The organism is Streptomyces sp. NPDC002076 (assembly GCF_053593835.1).
This window is the reverse complement of record NZ_JBSFDI010000032.1, coordinates 1-21,329: the sequence shown is the minus strand read 5'-3', so window position 1 is coordinate 21,329 and position 21,329 is coordinate 1. Positions and strand designations below refer to the sequence as shown.

Sequence of the window (21,329 nt, the reverse complement as noted above, 5' to 3'; positions counted from 1 at the left end):
CGTAACCCGCCAACTGGGCGACATACCCGGCCGACACAGCAAGTCCCTGGCGGGCGTCACGGCGTGCGCCGCGACGGGCGCGCCGTCCGGTGCGGCGCTGACCACCGGGCCGCTGATCGCCGTCAGTGCCAACCGCCGGGTATCGCGGCACCGGGGGTTGCGATGATTACGGAAACTGTGGCCCACCGGATGCTGCCCCAGGTACTGCTGCAGGCGGCCATCGCCGCCGACGAGCGAGAGGTGGCGCGCGCCCGGCGCATGGTGGTCGAATCCCTGCACTCCTGGCGACTCGGCGGCGTGGCAGAGGCGGCTGAGCTGCTCATATCGGAACTGGTCACCAACTCGGTGGTGCACGCCGATGGCGCCTGCATCAACTTCACGCTGGAGTACGCCGACGAGGAGCTGATGATCAGGGTCAGCGACGACTCTCCTGGTGACTTCCCGGCCCCCCGCCAGCCCTCGGCGACCGCGGAGCACGGGCGAGGGATGATCCTGGTCGACCACTTCGCCAAGGAGTGGGGAACCAGCGCGAACGGCAATGGCACGAAGTCCACTTGGGTGTGCCTCGCGGCGGAAGACCCCTGCCCGTGACCAGCATCGCCGGACGCTCCGCGCGGACCTGCTCGCCATGATCGTGCAGGCCCGCAAGGCCGATCGCACGAAGAGCGCGAGGCTGAATGGGCCGGCTCGCGAAAGCAGCGGGGCAACGTCGCCGCCGCAGTACCACGTTCCGAACGGCGAGCACCACCTTCCGCCCGGCATGGGGCTCGCTGGCGCAACCGCACGAGTGATACCAGGTATTGCTCAACTGGGCCCAGATCCACTCTCTGAGGGCATCACAAGCATGCTGATCGCTGCCCCTTCTTCCCGAATCCCGCATGGGGTGCATGCCCGTCCGCTGCCCAACCGGGCACCCGCCACCGGCCCGGACGCGCACGCCAACGACCAAGTACCCAGCGAACCTCATTGCGGGGCACGAAGGAATGACTGATGGACAGTAATACCGAAACAGCAATCAGCGCAGCTCAGATGGCCTGTCCGACGGCTGGCGCAGCAATCGCCCTGCTCGACGCGCAGGGGACGGTGGTTGGGTGGACGCAGGCCGCCCAGCGGCTCGTGGGCTACTCGGCTGCGGAAATAGTGGGCCGTTCTGCTGCCGTCCTGCTGACTGCTGCTGCAGACCGGACGAGGGCATCGGCGTTTTCCGAAGCTGGCAGTGCCCCGGCTCGCTGGTCCGGCTGTGCCGACGTCCGTCACCGTGACGGCCACAGGATCGAGGTGCGCCTGTGGGTGCAGTCGCTGTCCGGACAGGACGGCCAGGCCCGGTGGATCGTCTCGGCGACCGACAAGGCTGCACCTATATCGGCACCGGCGGACGGATCGCTGCACCTGTCGGTCGGTGTCGTGATTCGCGATACCGAGCTGCGCTGCACCTGGGTGAACGACGCCCAGGGGTTCAGGGACGGCATCTCTGCCCAACAGCGGCTGGGGCGCACGTTGACGGAGGCGGCGCCCGGCACGGAGGCCACCACGCTCGAGGCGCTGATGCGCCAGGTACTGGAGAGCGGCGTCCCGACGATCAACGTGGAGTTCCGGGCCTTCGTGCCGACGGACGTGCGTGAGGACCGTACATTGACGGCCTCCTTCTTCCGACTCGACGACGCTGCCGGACGTGCGTTGGGCGTGTGCGTGGTGAGCGTGGATGTCACCGACAGCCGGCGGGCACGCGAGCGTCTGGCGGTCCTGGGGGAGGCGAGTAAACGGATCGGGACCACCTTGGATGTCATGCTGACAGGGCAGGAACTGGCCGACCTCGCGGTGCCGCTCCTCGCGGACTACGCCACCGTCGATCTGGCGGAGCCGGTCCCGCTAGGTGAGGGAGCCCGGGCCCGCGTCGGCCCGCAGGGCGGAGACATCCCCGCCTTCCGCCGTGCAGGCCTGGCCTCGGTCCATCCGGGGACACCGGAGCCCCTGTATGCGCGGGGAGAGCCCGTCGTCGTCCCACCGACGTCGCCCTTCATCAGCGTTCTGCGCTCGGGGCAGTCCCATTGCGAGTCGACGCTGGACGTCTCCCCGGACAGGTGGCTGGATCACCACGATCAAGCGCGGGCGCGCGTGACCGGCGGCCGCGCGATGCACTCTGCGATGGTCATTCCGATCCACGCCCGGGGCGCTGTGCTGGGCATGGCGGTCTTCGTCCGGACAGAGGACCGTGTGCCGTTCGACCAGGACGACCTGCTCCTGGCCGAGGAACTCGTCAGCTGGGCTGCGCTGGCCCTGGAGAACGCACGCCAGTACGCCCGCGAACGCTCCGTGGCCCTTGCACTGCAGCGCCATCTGCTTCCCCGCCGTGCAACGGGAGGGTCTGCCGCCGACGTGGCCTGGCGCTACCTGCCCGCTGACAGCCACCGCGGCGTCGGGGGCGACTGGTTCGATGTGATCCCCCTGTCCGGTGCCCGGGTCGCCCTGGTCGTCGGCGACGTGGTCGGGCACGGTATCAACGCCGCCGCCACCATGGGCCAATTCCGCACTGCTGTACGCACGCTCGCGAACCTGGACCTGCCTTCCGAGGAAGTGCTCGCCCGCCTCGACGAGCAGGTCATCCGCCTCGCCGAGGCGGATGCCGATCCCTGGGACCCCACGACCGGGACGATGGCCGCCACGTGCCTGTACGCCGTCTACGACCCGGTCACGCGACAGTGCACCATGGCGCGGGCCGGCCACCCCCCGCCCGCGATCATCGAGCCGCACGGTGGCGTCATGTTCCCGGAGCTGCCCACCGGAGCCCCGCTCGGCGTCGGGCTGGTTCCCTTCGAGTCCGTGACCCTGGAACTGCCCGAGGGAAGCGTGCTCGCCCTCTACACCGACGGCCTGATCGAGACCCGCGAACACGACATCGACGTCGGCATGAACCGCCTGGGCGCCGCCCTGACCCGCCCCGACCTCCCGCTGGAAGATCTCTGCTCGTCCGCGATCGACGCGCTGCCCCTCCAGGCACCGAGCGACGATGTCACCCTGCTCCTGGCACGGGCTCGCTCACTCGGCCCGAGCCAGGTTGCCACGTGGCAGCTGCCGCGGAACCCGGCCAGCGTCAGCCTTGCCCGAGCCCTGTCCACCCGCCAACTGAACCAGTGGGGACTGAAGCATCTGACCGAGCCCACGGAACTGATCGTCAGCGAACTGGCCACCAACGCCATCCACCACGGGGACGGCCAGATCCGGCTACGCCTGATCCGCCACCAGGTCCTGACCTGCGAGGTGCACGACTCCAGCAATAGCTTCCCGCGCCAACGCCACCCCCACATCACCGACGAGAACGGCCGTGGCCTGTTCCTCGTCGACCAACTAAGCCACAGATGGGGCACCCGCTACACGCCGAACGGGAAACTCATCTGGGCCGAACAGCAACTGACACCTGCCGTCAGAAACCATAGTTCCAACGATTGTGGTGAGCGCGGGTACGCGTCTGCTGACTCGGTACAGTGATCCCCGGCAATGAGGGCAGGGCTTACCGCGCAGATCGCGGGTGTCGCGTCCATGCGTGGCAAGGCCTGCCGCCCGAGGGAACGGAGCTCACTGCCCGACTGGTGGCCGGCTGACCGGCGACATCACGGTTGTCGCCGATCTCGAGGAACCAGCCGACGAGCGGCAGCCGTCCGCGGCCGATGCCCTCGATGCTCGCCCGACTCCAACGCACTCTCCCACCCGGCGCGCAGGCACGAGGCGGACATGAGTGGGGCTGCTACGTGCCCGATCGGAACCGACGCCGTCGCATCCTGCACCGCTGGCACGCCGCTGCTCTGTGCGAGACCCAGGAATAGATCAAGGGTCGCATTGGGGGTCTCGAGCACGCAGTGCCCGTCTCGCCACTTGTGGTCCTCGACCACTCGCTCCTGCCGGCAGGGCGGGCTCCAAGCGCAGGGCACAGACCAAACCGCACGCCGCCGACCGCCTTGTGGAGAACGGCGGTCAGCAGCCTGGAGACACCTGATGAGGCGTTGCGGCCGTCGTGTTGGGGTGCAGGCGGCCGGATGCTCAGCCAGACTCATAACCTCTGGTTAAATAAGCGCGAATTAACACTAACTGGACTTTCTTGAAGTGCAGGTTGAGGATGGTGGTCGAGTAGCAGCGCAGACGGCCGATGCATCGCCGCAAGCATGGAATATGGGACATGTCGAAATCCAGGAACAGCAAACGCCCGGTGTTCGTATGAAGACGGACGGTATCCAATCCACGGGTAGACCTGAAAATATCTGGGTTCCGGCTGGATCCTCATTCCTAAGGTCCGTGAGACCGGTCTGGGGCAGGCGATATCCGTGGCCCTGACCCCGTGGCGCAAGGCCGGGCGGTGCACGATCTGCGCAAGGTCCTGCTGGATGTCGTGCTCGCGGTGGCACTCGGCGGGAGTTGCCCCGGCCGACGTCGGCCTGCTGCGGCCGAGCCGGCCCTCTTCGGGCCGGTCGCCTCCGACCCGACCACTCCCGGTTCATCGGCACACTCGCCGCGGGCGGCGAGCGCGCCCTGGCGGCGATCCGCACCGCCCGGGCCGAAGCACGCGAACACCTCTGGACGTTGGCCGGTGAGCAGGGCCCTCCGCCGGTGGGCAGTTGACCGTGGACCTGGGCGGGGGTGCCCGTCGACTCCGGCTACGCCTGCTCTTTGCCGCCGCATCCTCCGCCTGGCGAAGCACTCGCCCTGAACCGGCGTGATCATGGACCTACTCGACCGCTCCACGCGCTGCCGAATCCGGTTGGCCAGCAACGATTCTTGACCCGACGGTCTACACCACCACGCCGGACCCGTGGCACCCCGCTCCCGCTTGGGACGACAACCGGGCCCCAGCCTTGCCCATGGCGGGCCCGGAGAGCCGAAACGGCCCGCCGAATAGTCCGACGGACTGTCACGGAAGATCGAGACCAGGACACGACCGTGTGCGTCCCCGGATAGTGGATTTACGGATCGCCGGAGACGCTCCGCATGTAGTCACGGGGCGTTACCCCGGTCGCTTTCTTGAACGCGACTGAAAAGTGCTGGGCTTGCCCGAACCCGCAGAGGTAGGCGGTGTCCGTAATCGAGTGGAGGCCCTCGCGGATCAGGCGCTTGGCGTTTCGGATCCGAATCTCCATCACGAACTGCATGGGTGTACGTGAGGTGGCGGCCCGGAAGCCTCGCGCGAAGTGCCGTTCGCTGAATCCCGCGATTGAGGCCAGGTGGGCGACCGACAGCGGTTCCGCGTAGTGGGTCTCTACGTATTGCTGTACGCGATCAATGCTTGCGGCGGGCAGCCAACCCGATGTCTGCGGGGTGGACGTTCCTGTCATGAGTCGCGCAATGGTCTGCAGGAACCATCCCTCGAGCATGAGGGAGAACAGATCCGGGTCCGGGCCGGGGAAACGGGTCAGCTCCTCCAGACTGGTCACGACTTGAGGGTTCCCGAACGTCATCATCGACCGTTGAGGCTGAAGGCTCGTGGGCAAATTCGAGGTGTCAAGGAAGATCAGCGTACAGTCGCAGACTTCCGCGGTCTCGAACTCGCCCTCGATCTGTGACTGCGCTGCGACCAGTCCGAGGTTGGCCAAGGGGGAGATCTTCGTTTCCACGTCGTGGCCGTCGACGCGGAGGCGAGCGGCATGAAAGCCCTTCTTGAACCAGAGCAAGGCAGCGACCGCCTGGCGGAACTGCCAGGCCAAGCTTCCCGTCGTCCGTCGTTGCAGCACCTCGAGTCGCGCCGACGGGCTGAGGACCACAGTTTTGCCGATGAGCTCCCCCCCGACATGACACCGCCGAAGCGGAGAGTCTGCGAAGTCCATCCCGGCAGGTTAACGCAACATCTGCGTGCTGGGATTGTCCCGATCACCGCCGCGTCCCCTCGGACTTCGGAGCCACGGCTGTCCCGAAGACCGCGAAGTCGCAGAACCCGTGATCGCGCCGGTTGCGCCGGCGACCGCAGTGCAGCGGCGCATGCCGATGCCCCTTGGCCGAGCGCCGACGTCCTGGTGAGGTCTGGCCGGTCCTGTGCGGTCTGAGGCCCGGCCCGAGGACTTCCGCACAAGGGACAGGTCTTCGCTCAAACGGACAAGTGTGCGGTTGAGATCGCAATCGCCGTCGACGTTCGCGTTACGTTCGGTGCCCACTTCCCAGACAACTCACCGCCACAAGGGGCTGCCGTGACGATTCCAGCCGTCATTCCTCAGACCATGACCACCATGGAGGGAGGCAACATCCTCGCCGCCGGGGCCGAAGACGAGTTCTGGAAGGTCCTGGAGAGCATGTACCCGATCGTCGCGAGCCAGCCGGGTTTCCTGTCGGTGATCGCCGGCCCGATCGCCAACTCGCCCTGGTCTTACGCCTCGGCCAAGTTCGCCACGCCCGACGATGCGGACAAGTGGTACCACAACCACCTGCACCAGCCCGTCATGCGCAAGGCCCGCACCACCTGGTTCGATGCCTATTACCTCCGCAAGTGGCGGCTGCCGGCCGACGGCGAGGAGCCCACCGGGCCGTTGTTGTGCGAGACCGCGATCGTGCCGTCGGCCGCTCTCGACGCCCCGGCCCTTGACGCGGTCGTCGCCTCGCTGACCGACGTGCTGACCCGGTACGGCGCCGTGCCCTTTGAGACGCTCCCCGGGCAGTTCGAGCAGCAACCGTTCCAGTTCATAGGCCCGGTCAAGGGGTTCCCGCAGGACGCTGCCCCGGTCCGGTACCTGCTGATCTCGCAGTGGGTCGGCGCCGGCGGGCTGACCGCCTGGCTCGACTCCGCCGAGTGCGCCGCGCTGGGCCGGCTCGGCGAGGTGACCAACCAGACCAGCGTGCTCGTCCGGCACCAGGCCGGCGAGCGCGAGGGGCTCAACGGCGACGGCTCGCTGCGCGGCTGGTCGAGGCATGCGGCGCTCGGCTAGCCAGGCGGTCGACGCTGTCACTCAGCCGGTTCGTCCCTGTCCCGGGCGCAGTACATGCGCGCGCTCGGTTCGAGAAAGACGAGGAACCGATCATGGGAATGGCGTCCGGTTCAGTCACAGTCGGCTGCAACATCCCGGGGGTTGCGGCCGTCGGCGAAGCCGGCATCGGTAGGTCGCAGGTGCCTTCCGTTCCCGCTCAACGCCCTCATTGCGGTCGCCGCGTCCAAGGATTGGAGGATCACAGATGATTATTGACGCTGCAGATCTCGATGCCACTTCGGCCTACAAGCTGCTGATCGGAAGCATCATTCCGCGCGCCGTGGCCTGGGTCAGCACAACCTCCCGCGACGATGTCGCCAACCTCGCGCCCATCTCCTTCTTCACTGCGGTCGGGCGGAAGCCGCCCATGGTCTCAGTGACCATAGGGCCGCGGTCGGACGGGGTGACGATAAAGGACACACTCGTCAACATCCGCGACACCGGTGAGTTCGTCACCAACCTGGCCACGCTGCCGCAGGTCCACAGCTTGCACAGCTCGGCGTTCGAGTTCGACCCGGCTGTGGACGAGTTCGAGGCACTCGGGCTTGAGAAGGAACCGTCCGAGGTTGTACGTGCGCCTCGGGTCAAAGGAGCCCCGATCTCGTTCGAGTGCGTCGTCGACCGGATCATTCCGGTCGGGGAGGCCGGGGTCGATCACGTGGTGTGGGGGAAGGTCGTCAGGTTCCACATCAGGGACGACCTCTATCTGGAGCGTGGACGGATCGACACCGCCGCGCTGCCAGCCATCGGCCGGCTCGCTGCCGAGTACACCCTGGTCGACAACGTCTTCACCACACCGCTCGATGAAGTGCTGCTCGCGGCTCGGTACGACCGCCGGATGGAGCGCCTGGACGCACAGCCCGCGAATTGGTCACCGATGGACGGTCCGAACTGGTCGCCTTCGGGCGCGACGGCAGGCCCTCGAAGGTGATGAGCACGGTGACGGGACCGAGCAACGCAGCCGCCGGCAGCGGCCTACGCCGCGGTCCGGGGACTCCGGACGCTTCACGCGCTCGCGATGCGCTGAACACGACGTGAGGGTGAACGTATGAACAAGGCTGTTCGTTCGGCCGACGAGGCCGTGGCCGACATCAGCCACGGTTCCTCGCTGGCCGTGGGAGGGTTCGGGCTCAGCGGCGTGCCCCAGGTGCTGATCGAAGCGCTGTTCCGCCAGGGCGCCGACAGCCTGAGCGTGGTCTCGAACAACTGCGGAGTGGACGAAGGCGGCTTGGGTATTCTGCTTGCGGCTGGGCGCATCGTCCGGGTTATCGGCTCGTATGTGGGTGAGAACAAGGAGTTCGCCCGCCAGTACCTGTCCGGCGAGCTGGAGCTGGAGCTCATCCCGCAGGGCACCCTGGCCGAGCGGCTGCGGGCCGGCGGCGCGGGCATCCCCGCCTTTTTCACCCCCGCTGGCGTGGGCACTCTGGTCGCCGAGGGCGGGATGCCGTGGCGCTACCACGCCGACGGCAGTGCCACCGTGTCCTCCCCAGCCAAGGAGGTCCGCGAGTTCGACGGACGTGAGTACGTACTGGAGCGCGGGATCACCACGGACTTCGCTCTGGTCCGCGCCGCCAGGGGCGACTGCCTCGGCAACCTGGTCTTCAACAAGGCCTCCCGCAACTTCAACCCGCTCGCGGCGATGGCCGGCCGGGTCACCATCGCTGAGGTCGAGCAACTCGTCGAGCCCGGCGAGATCGACCCGGATGAGGTACATGTGCCCGGTGTCTTCGTGCAGCGCGTCCTGGAACTGACGCCGGAGCAGTCCGCGAACAAGGGAATCGAGAAAAAGACAGTGAGTGCCGCCTGATGCCCTGGACCCGTAACGAGATTGCTGCCCGTGCGGCCCGGGAGCTGCCCGACGGCTCCTACGTCAACCTCGGCATAGGTCTGCCGACGCTGATCCCGAACTTTCTTCCTGAGGGCGTCGACATCATGCTGCACTCCGAGAACGGCGTCCTTGGCGTCGGGCCGTACCCGACTGAGGAACAGGTGGACCCCGACCTGATCAACGCCGGCAAGGAGACCGTCACAGTGGTGCCCGGCGGCGCCTTCTTCGACTCGGCGCTGTCCTTCGGCATGATCCGCGGCGGCCACATCGACCTCGCCGTGCTCGGCGCGATGCAGGTCTCCGACCGTGGCGACCTGGCGAACTGGGCCATCCCCGGCAAGATGGTCAAGGGCATGGGCGGTGCCATGGACCTGGTCCACGGCGCACGCAAGGTCATCGTGGTGATGGAGCACACCGCCAAAGACGGCAGCCCGAAGATCGTCGAGGACTGCACCCTGCCGCTCACCGGCATCAGCTGCGTCCACCGGATCATCACCGACCTCGGCGTCATGGACGTCACCGAGCAAGGTCTGCGTCTGGTCGAACTCGCACCCGGCGTCACCGCAAAGGAGCTGCGCGACCGTACCGGAGCCAAGGTCCTGGAGGAGGCCCAGTGAACAGCGCCCGCGACGTACATATCTTCGACGCCGTCTGCACCCCGGTCGGCAAGTACGCCACACCGGGGACTCCGGCCGGTACACCCGGGTCCGCGGGAACCCGGCGATCGTGGCGGCGTCACGCGGGCTGGAGAAGTGCAGCAGCGCCGCCTCGGTGCCGTCCTTCTACTGGGCCTCGCCGCCGGCCGTGATGATGCGGCCCTCTTCATCGCGCTTCACCTGCGCCTTGCGCGCGTGCTCGCTCTGTGACTCACGGCGCGAGAGGCGAGCTGTTCGGCGAGGCGTTCATCGCGGCTGCGCAGGCCCTGGAGCACGGCGACCAGGGGCGCGAACGAAGCCGAGGCGACCATGTCGGCCGGGTCCTCGCCGGGCTGGAGGAAGACCGGCACGATGATGCGCGCCGTCCTCTACTTGCCCCGGGCTCGGCCGGACCGCCCGGCCGATGTTCTGCACGATCTCCACCTGGGGGCGCGGGAGTCGGCGAAGCAGACTGTTTCTACGTTCCGTTCGCCGACGATGTCGACGCTCTCCCAGTCCTGACCCCGGCGGCTTTCGGCTCGCGCCTTGCCGGTGATCCGTCCGACCTCCACGGGGGCAGGCAGCCGACCGCGTTGTGCCTGCGCCGGGTGGTGAGAAGCCGGTGATCGGGGTGGGATCTTCAACGGACTCCATGATCGCGCACAGGCGCATGCCGGCTTTGAAACCGGCGCGATTTCCCGGGCGGCCTTTGGCTTCCGGGGCCGCCGGCCCGCCCAGGGCCGTGCCTCACCTTATTAAATAAGTTCGACTTCATTATTTGGGAAGGAAAAGTAACTGGACCTTATGCTTGGATGGGCGGATCGTAAGCCATGTGAACGCACGCACCGGCTCGCGCAGCTTCCTCGCCCTGGTGGGCGTTGTCGTGCTCTGGGCCTCGGCTTTCCCGGCCATCCGTGTCGGGGTCGACGGACTGGGCGTGGCGGCGCTGTCTTTCCTGCGGCTGGCCGTCGCCACAGTCGCCTTGTCGGTGGTGGCACCCTTCCTCGGTGTCCGTCGCCCCCGGCGCCGGGATCTGCCGTTGATCGTGCTCGCTGGCGCAACCGGCATGACCGCCTACCAGGTACTGCTCAATTGGGGCGAGGTTCATGTCTCCGCGGGCGCCGCGAGCATGCTGATCGCCATCGCTCCCGTCTTCAGCGTGCTGCTGGGCAGAGCGTTCCTGTGCGAACCGCTGACGCGCCATGTGCTCAGCGGCAGTGGGGCCGCCATCGGGGGCTCAGTGATCGTCGCGCTCGGAGGTGGCTCCACGGGGTTCTCCGCCGGTGCGCTCGTGGTCCTCGCCGCCGCCGTCGTGCAGGGCGTGTACCACTTCCTCTCCAAGCCCCTCCTGCGCCGCTACACCGGCGTGGAGGTCGCCACGTACGCAATGACGGCGGGGACTGTCCTTGCACTGCCGTTGCTTCCGGCGACGCTGCACGCCGTCGCCAGTGCCCCGCCGGGGGCGCTGGTATCAGTGGCGTATCTCGCTCTTCTGCCCTCCGCCGTGGGATTCGTCATCTGGGGTTACGCCGTGGCCCAGCTGCCGCTGGCTGTCTCCACGGCTGCCCTGTACCTGGTGCCGCCGGTCGCACTCATCGTCTCGTTCCTGTGGTTGGCCGAAGTTCCCCGCCTCCTGGAGGTGGCAGGCGGCATTGTCATCATCGGCGGTGTCGTACTGATCAATCGCCGCTCCCTCGTGGCCCCCCGCGAAGCACGCACTCAGGCCACCGCGCAGCAACAGGCGGATCCTGCCGCGGGGCTCGCCGCCCGGCTGCCCCAGCCCGTCGGTCCCCGCAGCGGTCCCTGACCCCGCGGCATACGAGCCTCGCCGGCCACGCCACTCACAGGGCCCGAACCGGCTCCAAGTCCGTCACCGCACGGCTGCCTGCCTCTGCAGCTGACGTCCGTCCAAGGAAAGAGCCGATGATCGACCTTCGCAGTGACACCTGCAGCCGCCCCGATACTGCGATGCGCAACGCCATGGCACGAGCGGAGGTTGGTGACGACGTCTACGGCGACGACCCCACGGTGAAGGCTCTGGAGGAGAGGACGGCGCAGCTGTTGGGCAAGGAGGACGCTGTCTACATGCCCACGGGCACGATGACCAACCAGGTCGGCATCCGTGTCCACACCGAGCCGGGAGATGCAGTGCTGTTCGAAGAGAGCGCGCATGTCTACCTACTGGAGGGCGGCGCTCCTTCGGCCTACTCCGGGGTCCTGCCCCGGCTGCTTCCAGGGACACGGGGAGTCTTCTCCGCCGATGCCGTTCACGCCGCCGCGGGTTCCCCTCACCCCTTCTTCCCCTGGACCATTCCGGCACCGGTGCGCCTGTTGTGCGTGGAGAACACGCACAACAACGGCGGTGGCACCGTCTGGCCACTGGAGGAGATCAACGAAGTCGCCGCTGCCGGCCGAGAGCGAGAACTGGCCTTGCACCTGGACGGGGCACGGCTGTGGCACGCAAGCGTTGCCTCCGGCGCCAGCGAAGCCGACTACGCCGCCCCCTTCGACACCGTCAGCGTCTGCTTTTCCAAGGCGCTCGGTGCCCCGATCGGGTCCTGCCTGGCCGGTCCAGCCGACCTGATCGCTCGCGCAAGGCGGTTCAAGCAACAACTCGGAGGCGGCTTCCGGCAGGCGGGCATCGTCGCCGCAGGCGCCCTGCACGCCCTGGACCACCACCGCGAGCGCCTGCACGAAACGCATGCGAACGCCCGGTGGTTCGCCGAAGGAGTGGCATCCCTCAACGGGGTCGATCTGGATCCGTCCACGGTGCAGACCAACATCGTGCGATTCCGCTTGACGAGCACCAAAGCCGCCGCCTTCGCCGAGGAAATGTACCGCCGGCGTGTCCACGTGTTGCCTTCGGGTGAGGACGAGATCAGAGCGGTGTTCTACCTGGACATCGGCGAGGGAGAAACGGACACGGCGATCGCGGCGGTCGAGAGGACTCTGGCCGAACTGAAGTGAACGGACCGATCAGCCGGAGCTCCGCCGCTGTAGCTGGTGGGACCGCGCCTTCTGCAGGTCTGCGCAGCGCTCCGTGACGTGGCAGCGATGGCTACGCAAGTGCGAACCCGCGGGGTTGAAGCACGCACGCCCACTACATCTACTTGACGCGTCAAGTAGATGACTTGCAGAATGCAAGCGAGATGCCGTCCGGCATCCGCCTTCCCCCTCAGGAGTCCCCATGTTCTCCAAGAAGCACCCCGAGACCGCCTCGGCCCCTGCATCCACGAGGCGCCGGTTGATCGGCGTTATGACCGGTCTCGCCGTCGCCGCCACCCTGACCGCCATAGCTGTCCCAGCTGAGGCGCAGAGCCAGGGATCTCACGCTGCCCCGTCCGTATCCTCGTCCCGCCATTACCTCTCGCCCCTGCAGGTCGCAGACAGGTTCTACGCCAGCTACAACGGGGACCTGGCCGCGGGCTTTGATCGCTACATCTCGAAGGACCTCGTCCTCCACGGGTTTGACGGCCCCAACGACCGCGACGTCTGGCTTGCGGGTGACCTCGCGCTGAAGAAGGCGCTCACTGGTTACAAGTTGGTCGTGCTCGACCAGATCGTGGAAGGCGACAAGGTCGTTACACGCTGGAGTTTCAGCGGCGTCTATAACGGGACGGTCTTCGGAATCCCCGCAACCGGCCGCGAGGTCCACCTCAGTGGCATCTCCATCGACCGTGTGGTGGACGGCAAGTCCATCGAGCACTGGTCGGAAGGGAATTTCGGTAAGTTCCTGGACGATCTCCGCAGTAAGACCCCTTCCGGCACCGCCACTTCCAGCTCCAAGTAGTGCTGCGCAGCGGCCTCCACACGGTTCAGGATGATCTCGACAGGGGCCGCCGCGATCGGCGCGCCGTGGTCGACGGCGCCCGCATGACGAGCGTGCTTTGGGCTGACATCGCCGATGGAGGCACCGGCAGGGTGTCCTAGGGTGTCCGCCGCGCGGCAGCCGAAGCTGCCCGGGCGGCGGGCACCCTGCCTGCGGCGCATCCGTCATGCGCATGTGGATCGATGAGAAACGGCCGTAACGGCGGTGGCCGTGGAACTCACGGTCACCGTGACCTTGCCGCTGACCGCGTCTGCGGAGATGGTCACGACCAGGCACGTTGCGTAGGCCGAGGTGATGCTCGCTGCCTTGTCGCCGCAGGTGACGGTGTTGCTGGCGGCGGTGGTTGACAAGCCGGTACCGGGCAGGGTGAATTGCTTCTGCTGTGGTGCATCCCGACTCAATCCGCATAGGACGGTGTGTGGTGTTGCCGCGTGTGGTGTCCTCGTGGCTGTACCGAGGAGCGGGCCTGCACGGGAAGGTGCCACAGGACCTCGTCGGTGTCCCGGTCATGGGTCCACGCTGTCAGTGTGCGGACGGCCACCAGGCGGTCCAGAAGTTCTGCGGTCTGGGCGGGGGAGTGCCCGCACAGCCGGGCGAGGACGTCCATATCGGTGCCGTGGCCGGTGGAGGTGGAGAGGTGCGCGGCCAGTGCCAGGGCGGTCAGCCGCAGGGCGGGCGGCGCGGCAGCCGGCAACAGCAGCGGTGCGGGACGCAGCGCCCAGTGTGCGGCGCGGTGACGCGCGCTGCGTCCGGGTGTCTGGCCCAGGACTGCCACATCAATCAGTAGAACCGTGACCGGTGTCGCTCTGAGGTCGGACAGCGCCAACCAGCCGGCCTGGGTGAGCTCTTCCCACAACTCGTGACGCCCGCGCAGGCGCATGCCGCGCAACAGACCGCCCGGCAGACGGACATGGCCTTGGGTGTCGGAGCGCAGGGCACACTGCAGGGCCAGGAGGCGGGCGGCGGGGGAGGTGAACCGGGGGAGCGCGGTGGCCAGATAGGTGAGCATCTCCCGCACCCTCACCTGCTCGTCGGGCCCGGAGCGAGGCGTGCAGTGGGCGGGAGTTGATGCGCGGGCAGGATGAAGGGGCGGGTGCGGGCCGAGCACCGTGTCCGGCACCACTGCGGTATTGCTGGTTGCTGCCGCGCAGGCCGCGCAGGTGTCGGCGAGCCGCCACGTGCGGCCGCTGCCGTCGCGGGTGAGGGCGAGCCGCACAGGTCCCGAGCAGCCGCGGTGGCGTGGATGCCATGAACAGCCCCGCTGCCTGCACTGACAGGTGCGCAGATGTACTGGCATCAGGTCGGTGCGGGCATGGCAGGCCAGGTGGGCCAGCGCGGCGGATCGTGCGGCCCCGGCCTTCGGGGCAGGGCTGGAGGCGCTGCAGTGGGCGCAGACGACACTCGGTCCGCCTGCCCGCGGACGCAGTTCCACCGTCCAGACGCGCCGCACTGCGGCGTGCGTGCCACCAAGCCTCATGGGCTGGTTGTCCTCCTGTCTGTCCGCGGCCGTGGCAGGGCTCACCGTGACCGGCGCCCCGAGACGACCGCACCGTAGTGCAGATTCCCACACCGCGAATATCACTCCCGCATCGAACGAATAGTGCAGAGGTCTGCACTGACAGGGCAGGGTCCTGCACCGTCGGATGGTGGAGTGACGATCTTGCCGCCCGACCCCGACCTCACTGGGCTGCGCGTCGTGCTCGCGCGCCTGCGGGCCGAGCGCGGCTGGACCTTCGACGAACTCGCCGACCGCAGCGGCCTGGCCCGCCGGACCCTGATCGATCTGGAGCACGGTCGCACCACCGGCAGCGTCACCACCTGGCACGCTCTCGCCCACGCCTTCGACGTCCCCATCGAGCACCTGTTGGGCACCCTGTGTGACGACCACACCCCGCCCGGGGCGAAGGGTTCCTGACCCCGCCGTGCATCCTCTATGAATCACCCGAACCGGCGAGTCGGCACCGAACAGTCACACGGCAACTCGCGTGTACGTTCGCACTGGATGGGCTGCCCGGGGGACACGCCCCCGCCACCCCCGCCGCTTCCGCGCGTCGCCTGGCACGGTCCGGGCCATGTGCCCCAACACCGCCTCCACCGGCCGCCACTGGGACGGCAGCCCCCGCATCACGCCCGCCCGCCGCCCGCTGCGAGTGGCCGCCACCAGCCCCACCCGCCTGCTTCGTTGCGGCCAGAGCGTCCGCTGCCGCCTGTGCGGCAACCGCATCGACGTCTACCCGCGCAGCGACCAGCGGCCCATCGGCCTGCACCCCGACGAACTGGCCACCGCTCAGATCCCTGAGCCCTGCCGCTGGCACCTGAGCTGCGGCATCGCCCACCCACACGGAGACGGCAGCGCCTGGTGCCGCATCCCGCACACCATGCTGTGCCCCGGCCGCCCCACGCCAGCAACCGTCCAGCTGAGCCCGCACGTCGAGGCGGTACGCCGTCAACTCGCTGTCCGCTCCCGCCGCCTGATCGACAGCGGGGCCTTCACCCCGCCACCCCCGTTCGCCCCCGCCTGCGAGGAGCCGGCCGTTGACACCCGCCGCCCCACTCGGCCCGTCGTGCAACTGCTACTGGGCCGCTATCTCGCCGCCCAGCCGCTGGAGGAAATCCGGTGCGTGGCCCAGACCCGCCAGCGCCGCCGCTGCCCCCAGCCCCTGCTCGCACCACACACGGCCGCAGGCCGCTGGACCCTGCTGCCCACCGGCCCGCAGCGCGGCCAACTGACCCTGCCCGCCACCCTGATGGCCGTCTACGACCTCAGCCGCCTGCCGTACGCCGAACAACTGCGCTGGCGCACCCAGCGCTGCCCCGCCCACGCCGCAGCCCCCGGCGCCGCCGACCTCGCCCTGGCCGACTGGCAGGTCTTCGACCCCCTCCTGCACGCGGCGCACATCCACACCCGCCTCCCACACGCCGCGCCCGGCCGCCGACGGGAGGCGTGACGATGGCGCACCACGCCCTCGAAGTCACCCTGACCCGGCCGCTCACGCCGGCCGAACTCCACCACGCCGCCCAGGTGCTGCCGCTCGCGGCCAACCACGATGCCACCCGCCTGATGACCCTCGTGCGTGCCAAGAGCCCCGGCCGGGCCGCGCACCGCCTGCGCCACCATGCTGGGCCACGGCTACCGGTGGACGTGATCACCACGCACTACCCGGACACAGACAGGCAGATCCTGCTCAACATCGCCTTCCCGCCCGCCGTGCACGCCGCCATCTCCGACACTGCCTGCCGCGCAGGACGGCTTCCGGAACCCTTCATCCGGCACGCCATCCACCGCGCCCTGGAACGGCACGCCGACGACGAGGCCGCCCGCCTCGACCAGGCGATCCACGGCCTGCTCGCCGGCGCCACGCCCGCCCACCTGCTGTCGGCCGTCGGACGTGCCCTCACCCACATCCCCGGAGCCTCATAGCCATGAATCCGACCGACGAACAGGCCACCGCGGCCGACGCCTTCCACACCGGCGGCCACCTGGCTCTGCAGGCCGGCGCGGGCACGGGCAAGACCACCACCCTGGCCCTGCTCGCCCACAGCACCAAGCGCCGCGGCCGCTACCTCGCTTACAACCGGGCCATCGCCCAGGACGCCCGAGCCTGCTTCCCGAACACCGTGCAGTGCAAGACCGCCCACGCGCTGGCCTACGCGGCCGTCGGTCACCGCTACACCAACCGCCTCAACGCCCCCCGCCGCCCGGCCTGGCAGACCGGACAGGCCCTCGGACTGACCAAAGCCGTCCGCATCGGCGACCGCGAGATCTCCCAACGCGCCCTGTCCAACGCCACCCTGCGCACCGTGGCCCGCTTCTGCCACACCGCCGATGAGGCCATCACCCGCCACCACGTACCCCGCCTGCGCGGCTTGGACGACACCGACCTGCACGCCCAACTCGCCGCTCACATCGTGCCGTTCGCCCGCAAGGCCTGGGCCGATCTGCAACATCCCGACGATGGCGCCGTCCGCTTCGACCACGACCACTACCTGAAGATCTGGGCCCTCACCCAGCCCCGCATCGAGGCCGACTTCTTGCTGCTGGACGAGGCCCAGGACACCAACCCCGTCGTCGAACAGATCTTCCTCGCCCAGCGCGACCATGCCCAGCTGGTCATGGTCGGCGACTCCGCCCAGGCCATCTACCACTGGCGCGGCGCCAAAGACGTCATGACCGGCTTCGACGGCACCCACCTGACGCTGTCCCAGTCCTTCCGCTTTGGCCCCCACCTCGCCGCGGAGGCCAACCGCTGGCTGCGCCTCGCCGACGCTCCGATCCGCCTGACCGGCACTCCCGCCGTGACCACCGAACTCGGCCCCGTCATCCGGCCGGACGCCGTGCTGTGCCGCACTAACGTCGGCGCCATGGCCCAGGTCATGACCCTCATGACGGCCGGATGCCACGTCGCGCTGGCCGGGGGAGGGGACAGCCTGCAGAGCCTGGCCCTCGCCGCCCGCGACCTGAAAGAGGGCCGCCGCACCCACCACCCCGAACTAATCCTCTTCCCCTGCTGGGGAGACCTGCAGGACTACGCTGCCCACGACCCAGCCGGCCGCGATCTGCAGCCTCTGGTCAACCTCGTTGACAGCTACGGCGCTGACGCCATCCTCGCCGCCGTCGCCCGCCTCGCCCCCGAGCCGCACGCCCAGGTCACCGTTTCCACCGCCCACAAGGCGAAGGGACGCGAATGGCCTCGCGTCCTCATCGCAGACGACTTCGCTCGTCTCCAGGACACCAGCGGTGACGACCAAACCGGTGCCACGCCACCACCCGATCCCGTTGATGACGCCGAAGCCCGCCTGGCCTACGTGGCCGTCACCCGCACCCGCCAGCGCCTCGACCTGGGAGGCCTGTCCTGGATCCACGACCATCCCGACGGCTCCCCGCCCGGTTAGCGCAGACGCCGCGTTCGCCCCGGCCCGATGAACGACAAACTCGCGCTCCGTGGCCCAGTAGAGCGAGGCCAGGACGGGCAGGGCGGCGCCGAGGGCGGTCACTGCCGTCCAGCCGGCGGCGTGGTAGACGATCGAGCCGAGCTGCGGTCCGACCGCGCCGCCGACGAAGAAGGGGCCCGCAACCGCGCACCTCGGCGGCCTCCGCACGCGATTCCTCAAGCCCACTTCATCCCGACGGCACTGAGCTCCTGCACCCGCTCAGGCGCCAGGCGTTGCTTGCGGGCCTGGCAGTTGGCGATGAACACGCCCAGCGCACGGTCGTCGCCGTCCACGGTTTCCACGTGCTGGCGAGGGACGTTCAAGTGTCCTTCTCGCTGATGATATTGGCGGGCAGCGGCAAGGTTGTCGGCCCACATCTGCGCCCGCGTCCTGCCCACAGCTTTCTGCCGGCCTGGCGCAGGTCCGACCTGAGGCTGCTCCTGGTCCGGCGTCAGGTGCAGCACCTGAGTGAGCAGCCACTGCTGCGCGGGCAGCAAGCCGTCCCATACGGCAACGGTGCGCTGGACGCTGGCCCACCGCCCGAGGTCCTCGCCCTGGACGACGATCTCCCCTGGCACAGCGGGCAGTTCCCCGCCGCCGTTGACATGGGCGCGGGCGAGGTGGAAGCACCGCTGCCAGGCGATGTCCCAGGCCGGGCACCAAGCGGGATCGATCTTCTCCAGTTCCCGCCACCGCCGCGCACTGTTGGACTTCCCCGATGCCCGGCCCCCGGCAGGGCCGTTCTGCGCCGCTCGTTCTCGTCGCGCGGCGGCACGCTGGTCACGCAGCCAGATCCCCACGGGATAGCCCTGCCAGGTTGCCTCGGTGGGGGCGAGGAGGTGCCCGTGTTCTCCTGCCCAGCCGCGCGCGGCGGCCAGGCCCTCGGAGAAGGCCACCTCGAGATGGGACCACACCATCCCGGCCGCATCCAGTTCCCTCACCCGTTCCTCAGCCAGGGTGCCCTGGCGGTAGGCGACGCGCTGCTTGGCGATCCACACCCCCAGCGCGAAACCATCGGGAGCGGTATACCCGTAGGGGACCCGCAAGTGCCCGTGATCGGCGGCGTAAGCGATCGCGGCCTGCAGCCCCCGCCGCCAGTACTCGCCCTCGGGCCGCAGCACACGTGCCCTGATGAACGCCGCCAACTGCACCGGATCCCGGGCCGTGGAGAACCGCAGCAGCCCCTGCGCCGCCCCGCTGACCACCCCACCCGCCGTCCCGCCCGAGGCCGAGGCAGCCTGCCGGCTGGGGGACTGGGGGACGGCCAGCTGCTCGACAGCCTCGGCATCGTGCGCCCGCAGCGCGGTCAGCACCTTCACCAGATGCGTGTACGACCGTGAGGCCAGCATCTCGTCCGGCTCCTCACCCGGCTCCAGGAACACCGGCACCACCAGCGAGGCCACCTTGCCCTCGCCGGGCTGCATCCGCAGCGCCCGGCCCACCGCCTGCACCACATCGGGCGTCGAGCCCCGCGCATCCACGAATACCACTGCATCACACTCCGCGGTATCGACCCCCTCGCCGAGCACACGCGCCGATGACAGCACGCACAGTTCCATCACGGCATCCTGGACCACCCCCGCGGAAAAGGTCTCCAGCACCCGCCGCCGGTGCACCGCCCGATGCTCCCCGCACAGCCAGTCCGCCCACACCGCCTCCGGCTCCGCGAACGATCCCCCGTCGGCCTCCCACAGCGCTGCGGCCACCTGCCCCAGCCCGCCGGCGAAAGCCTCCGCCTCACTCGTGCGGTGATGAAACGTCAGCACCCGCCGCAGCCGGTGCTCCGCAGCAGTCTTCAAAACCGCCGTCTGCAAGGCCGCCAACCGCACCCCCCGCACCTCATCCGTAAACGCCTCCGCACCCACCAACCGCACCGCCGGCAGCTGCGGATCGGCAATATCCACGCAGACCACCTGGTATTGCGCGATCAGCCCCCGCTCGATCGCCTCCGACATCGTCAGCCGGTACACGACCGGCCCGAAGATCTCCTCATCGTCCATCGACGCCACCAGCTGCCCCGCCCCATCGGCTGCCCCCTCCAGCCCCGGCACCCCCCACAACCGCGGAGTCGCGGTCATGTACAACCGCCGCACCGCCGGCAGCCGCCGATCGTCATGCACCACAGCCCACGGCTTCCCCAACACCCCCGCCGTCCGGTGCGCCTCATCCACCACCATGAGATCCCAACGCCTTGCACCGGCCGCATGAGCACGCTCCAGCACCCCCAGACCAGCCGCCGCATAGGTGGCGAACACCGTCACCCGGCCCCCACCCGCGAGCCACCCCGCCAACTCACCGGCATCCGTGGTGCACCGCACCCCCGCAGCAGCCTTCTCGCGCTCAGAGCACACCCCGAACAACCGACCATCACGGCCACCAGCACGCCATACACCCACCATCTGACCCAACAGGTCGAGCGTGGGCACCAGAACCAACACCCGCTCGGCACGGAGCCCCTGGGCCGCAAAAACCGCGATCAAACTCTTGCCAGCTCCCGGAGGCGCAATCACCTGAGCACGCACCGCCGCGTCCGCGAGCTCCCCGCTCACCGAAGACCCGAGGGCGCGGACCACCGCGTCAACTGCCTCGACCTGATGAGGACGGAGCCGCTGCTTCCTCGGCATGAGATTCCGCCTTTCGATCTACGGGGGCAGTGAGCCCTCAGGGTAGAGTCTCTACAGGAAAATTATGATGCAAGACCTCAAGATGCGAGGCCATCACACGCTACAACCGAGCGTGCCTCACACATGACAGCCTCTGTACCTGAACCCCGAAGACACCCATCCCGCCACCAGCAATATGGGACAATAGAAACCGTCAGATGTGACGGATCGTCAGACATGTGATGGTGCGTCAAGTACTTGGGAGCAAAAGAAGACAGACACGCCACACCCCCGACACCTGCAGCCAGCCAGGCTCGCGCTAGCGAGCCTTTTCAGCAGGGAAGCGAAGCGGACCTGCCTCGAGTCGCGAAGCGACTCGACCGGCGGCTTTGCCGCCAACAGGCCCGCAACGCGGGCCTGTCACATGTCAGTTGAAGCGAAGCGGAAACTGACAGGGCGTGGCTTGCCACGCCTGCCGCTGGACGAGATGAACGCGGTGGCGCGGTCGATCTCCGAGGGCGACTACACCCGCCGGGTGAGCGAGGGCCGCCGGGACGAGCTGGG

Annotated in this window: 16 protein-coding genes and 3 pseudogenes; 15 read left to right on the top strand and 4 right to left on the bottom strand. The window is 68.6% G+C overall.

Annotated features, from left to right (window positions below; genetic code table 11):
- The first annotated feature begins 162 nt into the window (after positions 1 to 162).
- The 3 genes and pseudogenes from ACWCQS_RS41165 to ACWCQS_RS41155 all read left to right on the top strand — a co-directional run.
- Complete coding sequence (locus tag ACWCQS_RS41165; protein ID WP_451009252.1) at positions 163 to 591, top strand: ATP-binding protein; 429 nt, start codon at positions 163 to 165, stop codon at positions 589 to 591.
- A gap of 399 nt (positions 592 to 990) precedes the next feature.
- Positions 991 to 3,486, top strand: a complete 2,496-nt coding sequence (locus ACWCQS_RS41160; RefSeq protein ID WP_451009251.1) for a SpoIIE family protein phosphatase — start codon at positions 991 to 993, stop codon at positions 3,484 to 3,486.
- Between the two features lie 800 nt (positions 3,487 to 4,286).
- A pseudogene (locus ACWCQS_RS41155) lies at positions 4,287 to 4,628 on the top strand (IS1380 family transposase); the annotation flags it as partial.
- Positions 4,629 to 4,952: 324 nt separating this feature from the next.
- On the opposite strand, the gene ACWCQS_RS41150 reads toward ACWCQS_RS41155, so the two are convergent.
- Positions 4,953 to 5,810, bottom strand: coding sequence for a helix-turn-helix domain-containing protein (locus tag ACWCQS_RS41150; RefSeq protein ID WP_451009250.1), 858 nt, complete (start codon positions 5,808 to 5,810; stop codon positions 4,953 to 4,955).
- A gap of 357 nt (positions 5,811 to 6,167) precedes the next feature.
- Between ACWCQS_RS41150 and ACWCQS_RS41145 the strand changes: the two genes are divergently transcribed.
- The 4 genes from ACWCQS_RS41145 (at position 6,168) to ACWCQS_RS41130 (ending at position 9,383) form a co-directional block, all read left to right on the top strand.
- A complete protein-coding gene (locus ACWCQS_RS41145) occupies positions 6,168 to 6,899 on the top strand; it encodes a hypothetical protein (protein ID WP_451009249.1) in 732 nt (243 codons plus the stop codon).
- A 244-nt stretch (positions 6,900 to 7,143) separates the two neighbouring features.
- Positions 7,144 to 7,869, top strand: coding sequence for a flavin reductase family protein (locus ACWCQS_RS41140; protein ID WP_451009248.1), 726 nt, complete (start codon positions 7,144 to 7,146; stop codon positions 7,867 to 7,869).
- Positions 7,870 to 7,986: 117 nt separating this feature from the next.
- Entirely contained in the window at positions 7,987 to 8,745 is a 759-nt protein-coding gene (locus tag ACWCQS_RS41135; RefSeq protein WP_451009247.1) for a CoA transferase subunit A, read from the top strand.
- Entirely contained in the window at positions 8,745 to 9,383 is a 639-nt protein-coding gene (locus ACWCQS_RS41130; protein WP_451009246.1) for a CoA transferase subunit B, read from the top strand. Before ACWCQS_RS41135 ends, ACWCQS_RS41130 begins: the two co-directional genes overlap by 1 nt.
- 57 nt (positions 9,384 to 9,440) lie before the next feature.
- On the opposite strand, the pseudogene ACWCQS_RS41125 reads toward ACWCQS_RS41130, so the two are convergent.
- A pseudogene (locus ACWCQS_RS41125) lies at positions 9,441 to 9,913 on the bottom strand (DEAD/DEAH box helicase); the annotation flags it as partial.
- Between the two features lie 320 nt (positions 9,914 to 10,233).
- Between ACWCQS_RS41125 and ACWCQS_RS41120 the strand changes: the two are divergent.
- The 3 genes from ACWCQS_RS41120 (at position 10,234) to ACWCQS_RS41110 (ending at position 13,191) form a co-directional block, all read left to right on the top strand.
- A complete protein-coding gene (locus ACWCQS_RS41120; protein WP_451009245.1) occupies positions 10,234 to 11,208 on the top strand; it encodes a DMT family transporter in 975 nt (324 codons plus the stop codon).
- 116 nt (positions 11,209 to 11,324) lie between these two features.
- A complete protein-coding gene (locus ACWCQS_RS41115) occupies positions 11,325 to 12,368 on the top strand; it encodes a threonine aldolase family protein (protein ID WP_451009244.1) in 1,044 nt (347 codons plus the stop codon).
- A 220-nt stretch (positions 12,369 to 12,588) separates the two neighbouring features.
- Entirely contained in the window at positions 12,589 to 13,191 is a 603-nt protein-coding gene (locus tag ACWCQS_RS41110; protein ID WP_451009243.1) for an ester cyclase, read from the top strand.
- Positions 13,192 to 13,627: 436 nt separating this feature from the next.
- On the opposite strand, the gene ACWCQS_RS41105 is transcribed toward ACWCQS_RS41110, so the two are convergent.
- Positions 13,628 to 14,446, bottom strand: a complete 819-nt coding sequence (locus tag ACWCQS_RS41105; RefSeq protein ID WP_451009242.1) for a hypothetical protein — start codon at positions 14,444 to 14,446, stop codon at positions 13,628 to 13,630.
- Between the two features lie 435 nt (positions 14,447 to 14,881).
- On the opposite strand from ACWCQS_RS41105, the gene ACWCQS_RS41100 reads away from it, so the two are divergent.
- The 4 genes from ACWCQS_RS41100 to ACWCQS_RS41085 all read left to right on the top strand — a co-directional run bounded on the left by ACWCQS_RS41100 (position 14,882) and on the right by ACWCQS_RS41085 (position 18,123).
- Positions 14,882 to 15,145 (top strand): helix-turn-helix transcriptional regulator, encoded by a 264-nt coding sequence (locus ACWCQS_RS41100; RefSeq protein WP_451009241.1) that lies wholly within the window; start codon positions 14,882 to 14,884, stop codon positions 15,143 to 15,145.
- 157 nt (positions 15,146 to 15,302) lie between these two features.
- Positions 15,303 to 16,178, top strand: coding sequence for a DUF6083 domain-containing protein (locus tag ACWCQS_RS41095; RefSeq protein WP_451009240.1), 876 nt, complete (start codon positions 15,303 to 15,305; stop codon positions 16,176 to 16,178).
- Entirely contained in the window at positions 16,175 to 16,651 is a 477-nt protein-coding gene (locus ACWCQS_RS41090; RefSeq protein ID WP_451009239.1) for a hypothetical protein, read from the top strand. Before ACWCQS_RS41095 ends, ACWCQS_RS41090 begins: the two co-directional genes overlap by 4 nt.
- 2 nt (positions 16,652 to 16,653) lie before the next feature.
- A complete protein-coding gene (locus ACWCQS_RS41085) occupies positions 16,654 to 18,123 on the top strand; it encodes a UvrD-helicase domain-containing protein (RefSeq protein ID WP_451009238.1) in 1,470 nt (489 codons plus the stop codon).
- A gap of 215 nt (positions 18,124 to 18,338) precedes the next feature.
- Here ACWCQS_RS41085 and ACWCQS_RS41080 read toward each other — a convergent pair whose 3' ends face one another.
- Positions 18,339 to 20,786, bottom strand: a complete 2,448-nt coding sequence (locus ACWCQS_RS41080) for a Helicase associated domain protein (protein ID WP_451009237.1) — start codon at positions 20,784 to 20,786, stop codon at positions 18,339 to 18,341.
- A gap of 454 nt (positions 20,787 to 21,240) precedes the next feature.
- On the opposite strand from ACWCQS_RS41080, the pseudogene ACWCQS_RS41075 reads away from it, so the two are divergent.
- Positions 21,241 to 21,329: pseudogene (locus tag ACWCQS_RS41075) on the top strand (HAMP domain-containing protein); the annotation flags it as partial.

Coding starts and splice junctions, on each gene's coding strand:
- ACWCQS_RS41140 (WP_451009248.1), top strand. CDS start 7,144: ATGATTATTGACGCTGCAGATCTCGATGCCACTTCGGCCTACAAGCTG.
- ACWCQS_RS41130 (WP_451009246.1), top strand. CDS start 8,745: ATGCCCTGGACCCGTAACGAGATTGCTGCCCGTGCGGCCCGGGAGCTG.
- ACWCQS_RS41080 (WP_451009237.1), bottom strand. CDS start 20,786: ATGCCGAGGAAGCAGCGGCTCCGTCCTCATCAGGTCGAGGCAGTTGAC.
- ACWCQS_RS41110 (WP_451009243.1), top strand. CDS start 12,589: ATGTTCTCCAAGAAGCACCCCGAGACCGCCTCGGCCCCTGCATCCACG.
- ACWCQS_RS41135 (WP_451009247.1), top strand. CDS start 7,987: ATGAACAAGGCTGTTCGTTCGGCCGACGAGGCCGTGGCCGACATCAGC.
- ACWCQS_RS41160 (WP_451009251.1), top strand. CDS start 991: ATGGACAGTAATACCGAAACAGCAATCAGCGCAGCTCAGATGGCCTGT.
- ACWCQS_RS41115 (WP_451009244.1), top strand. CDS start 11,325: ATGATCGACCTTCGCAGTGACACCTGCAGCCGCCCCGATACTGCGATG.
- ACWCQS_RS41165 (WP_451009252.1), top strand. CDS start 163: ATGATTACGGAAACTGTGGCCCACCGGATGCTGCCCCAGGTACTGCTG.
- ACWCQS_RS41150 (WP_451009250.1), bottom strand. CDS start 5,810: ATGGACTTCGCAGACTCTCCGCTTCGGCGGTGTCATGTCGGGGGGGAG.
- ACWCQS_RS41085 (WP_451009238.1), top strand. CDS start 16,654: ATGAATCCGACCGACGAACAGGCCACCGCGGCCGACGCCTTCCACACC.
- ACWCQS_RS41095 (WP_451009240.1), top strand. CDS start 15,303: ATGTGCCCCAACACCGCCTCCACCGGCCGCCACTGGGACGGCAGCCCC.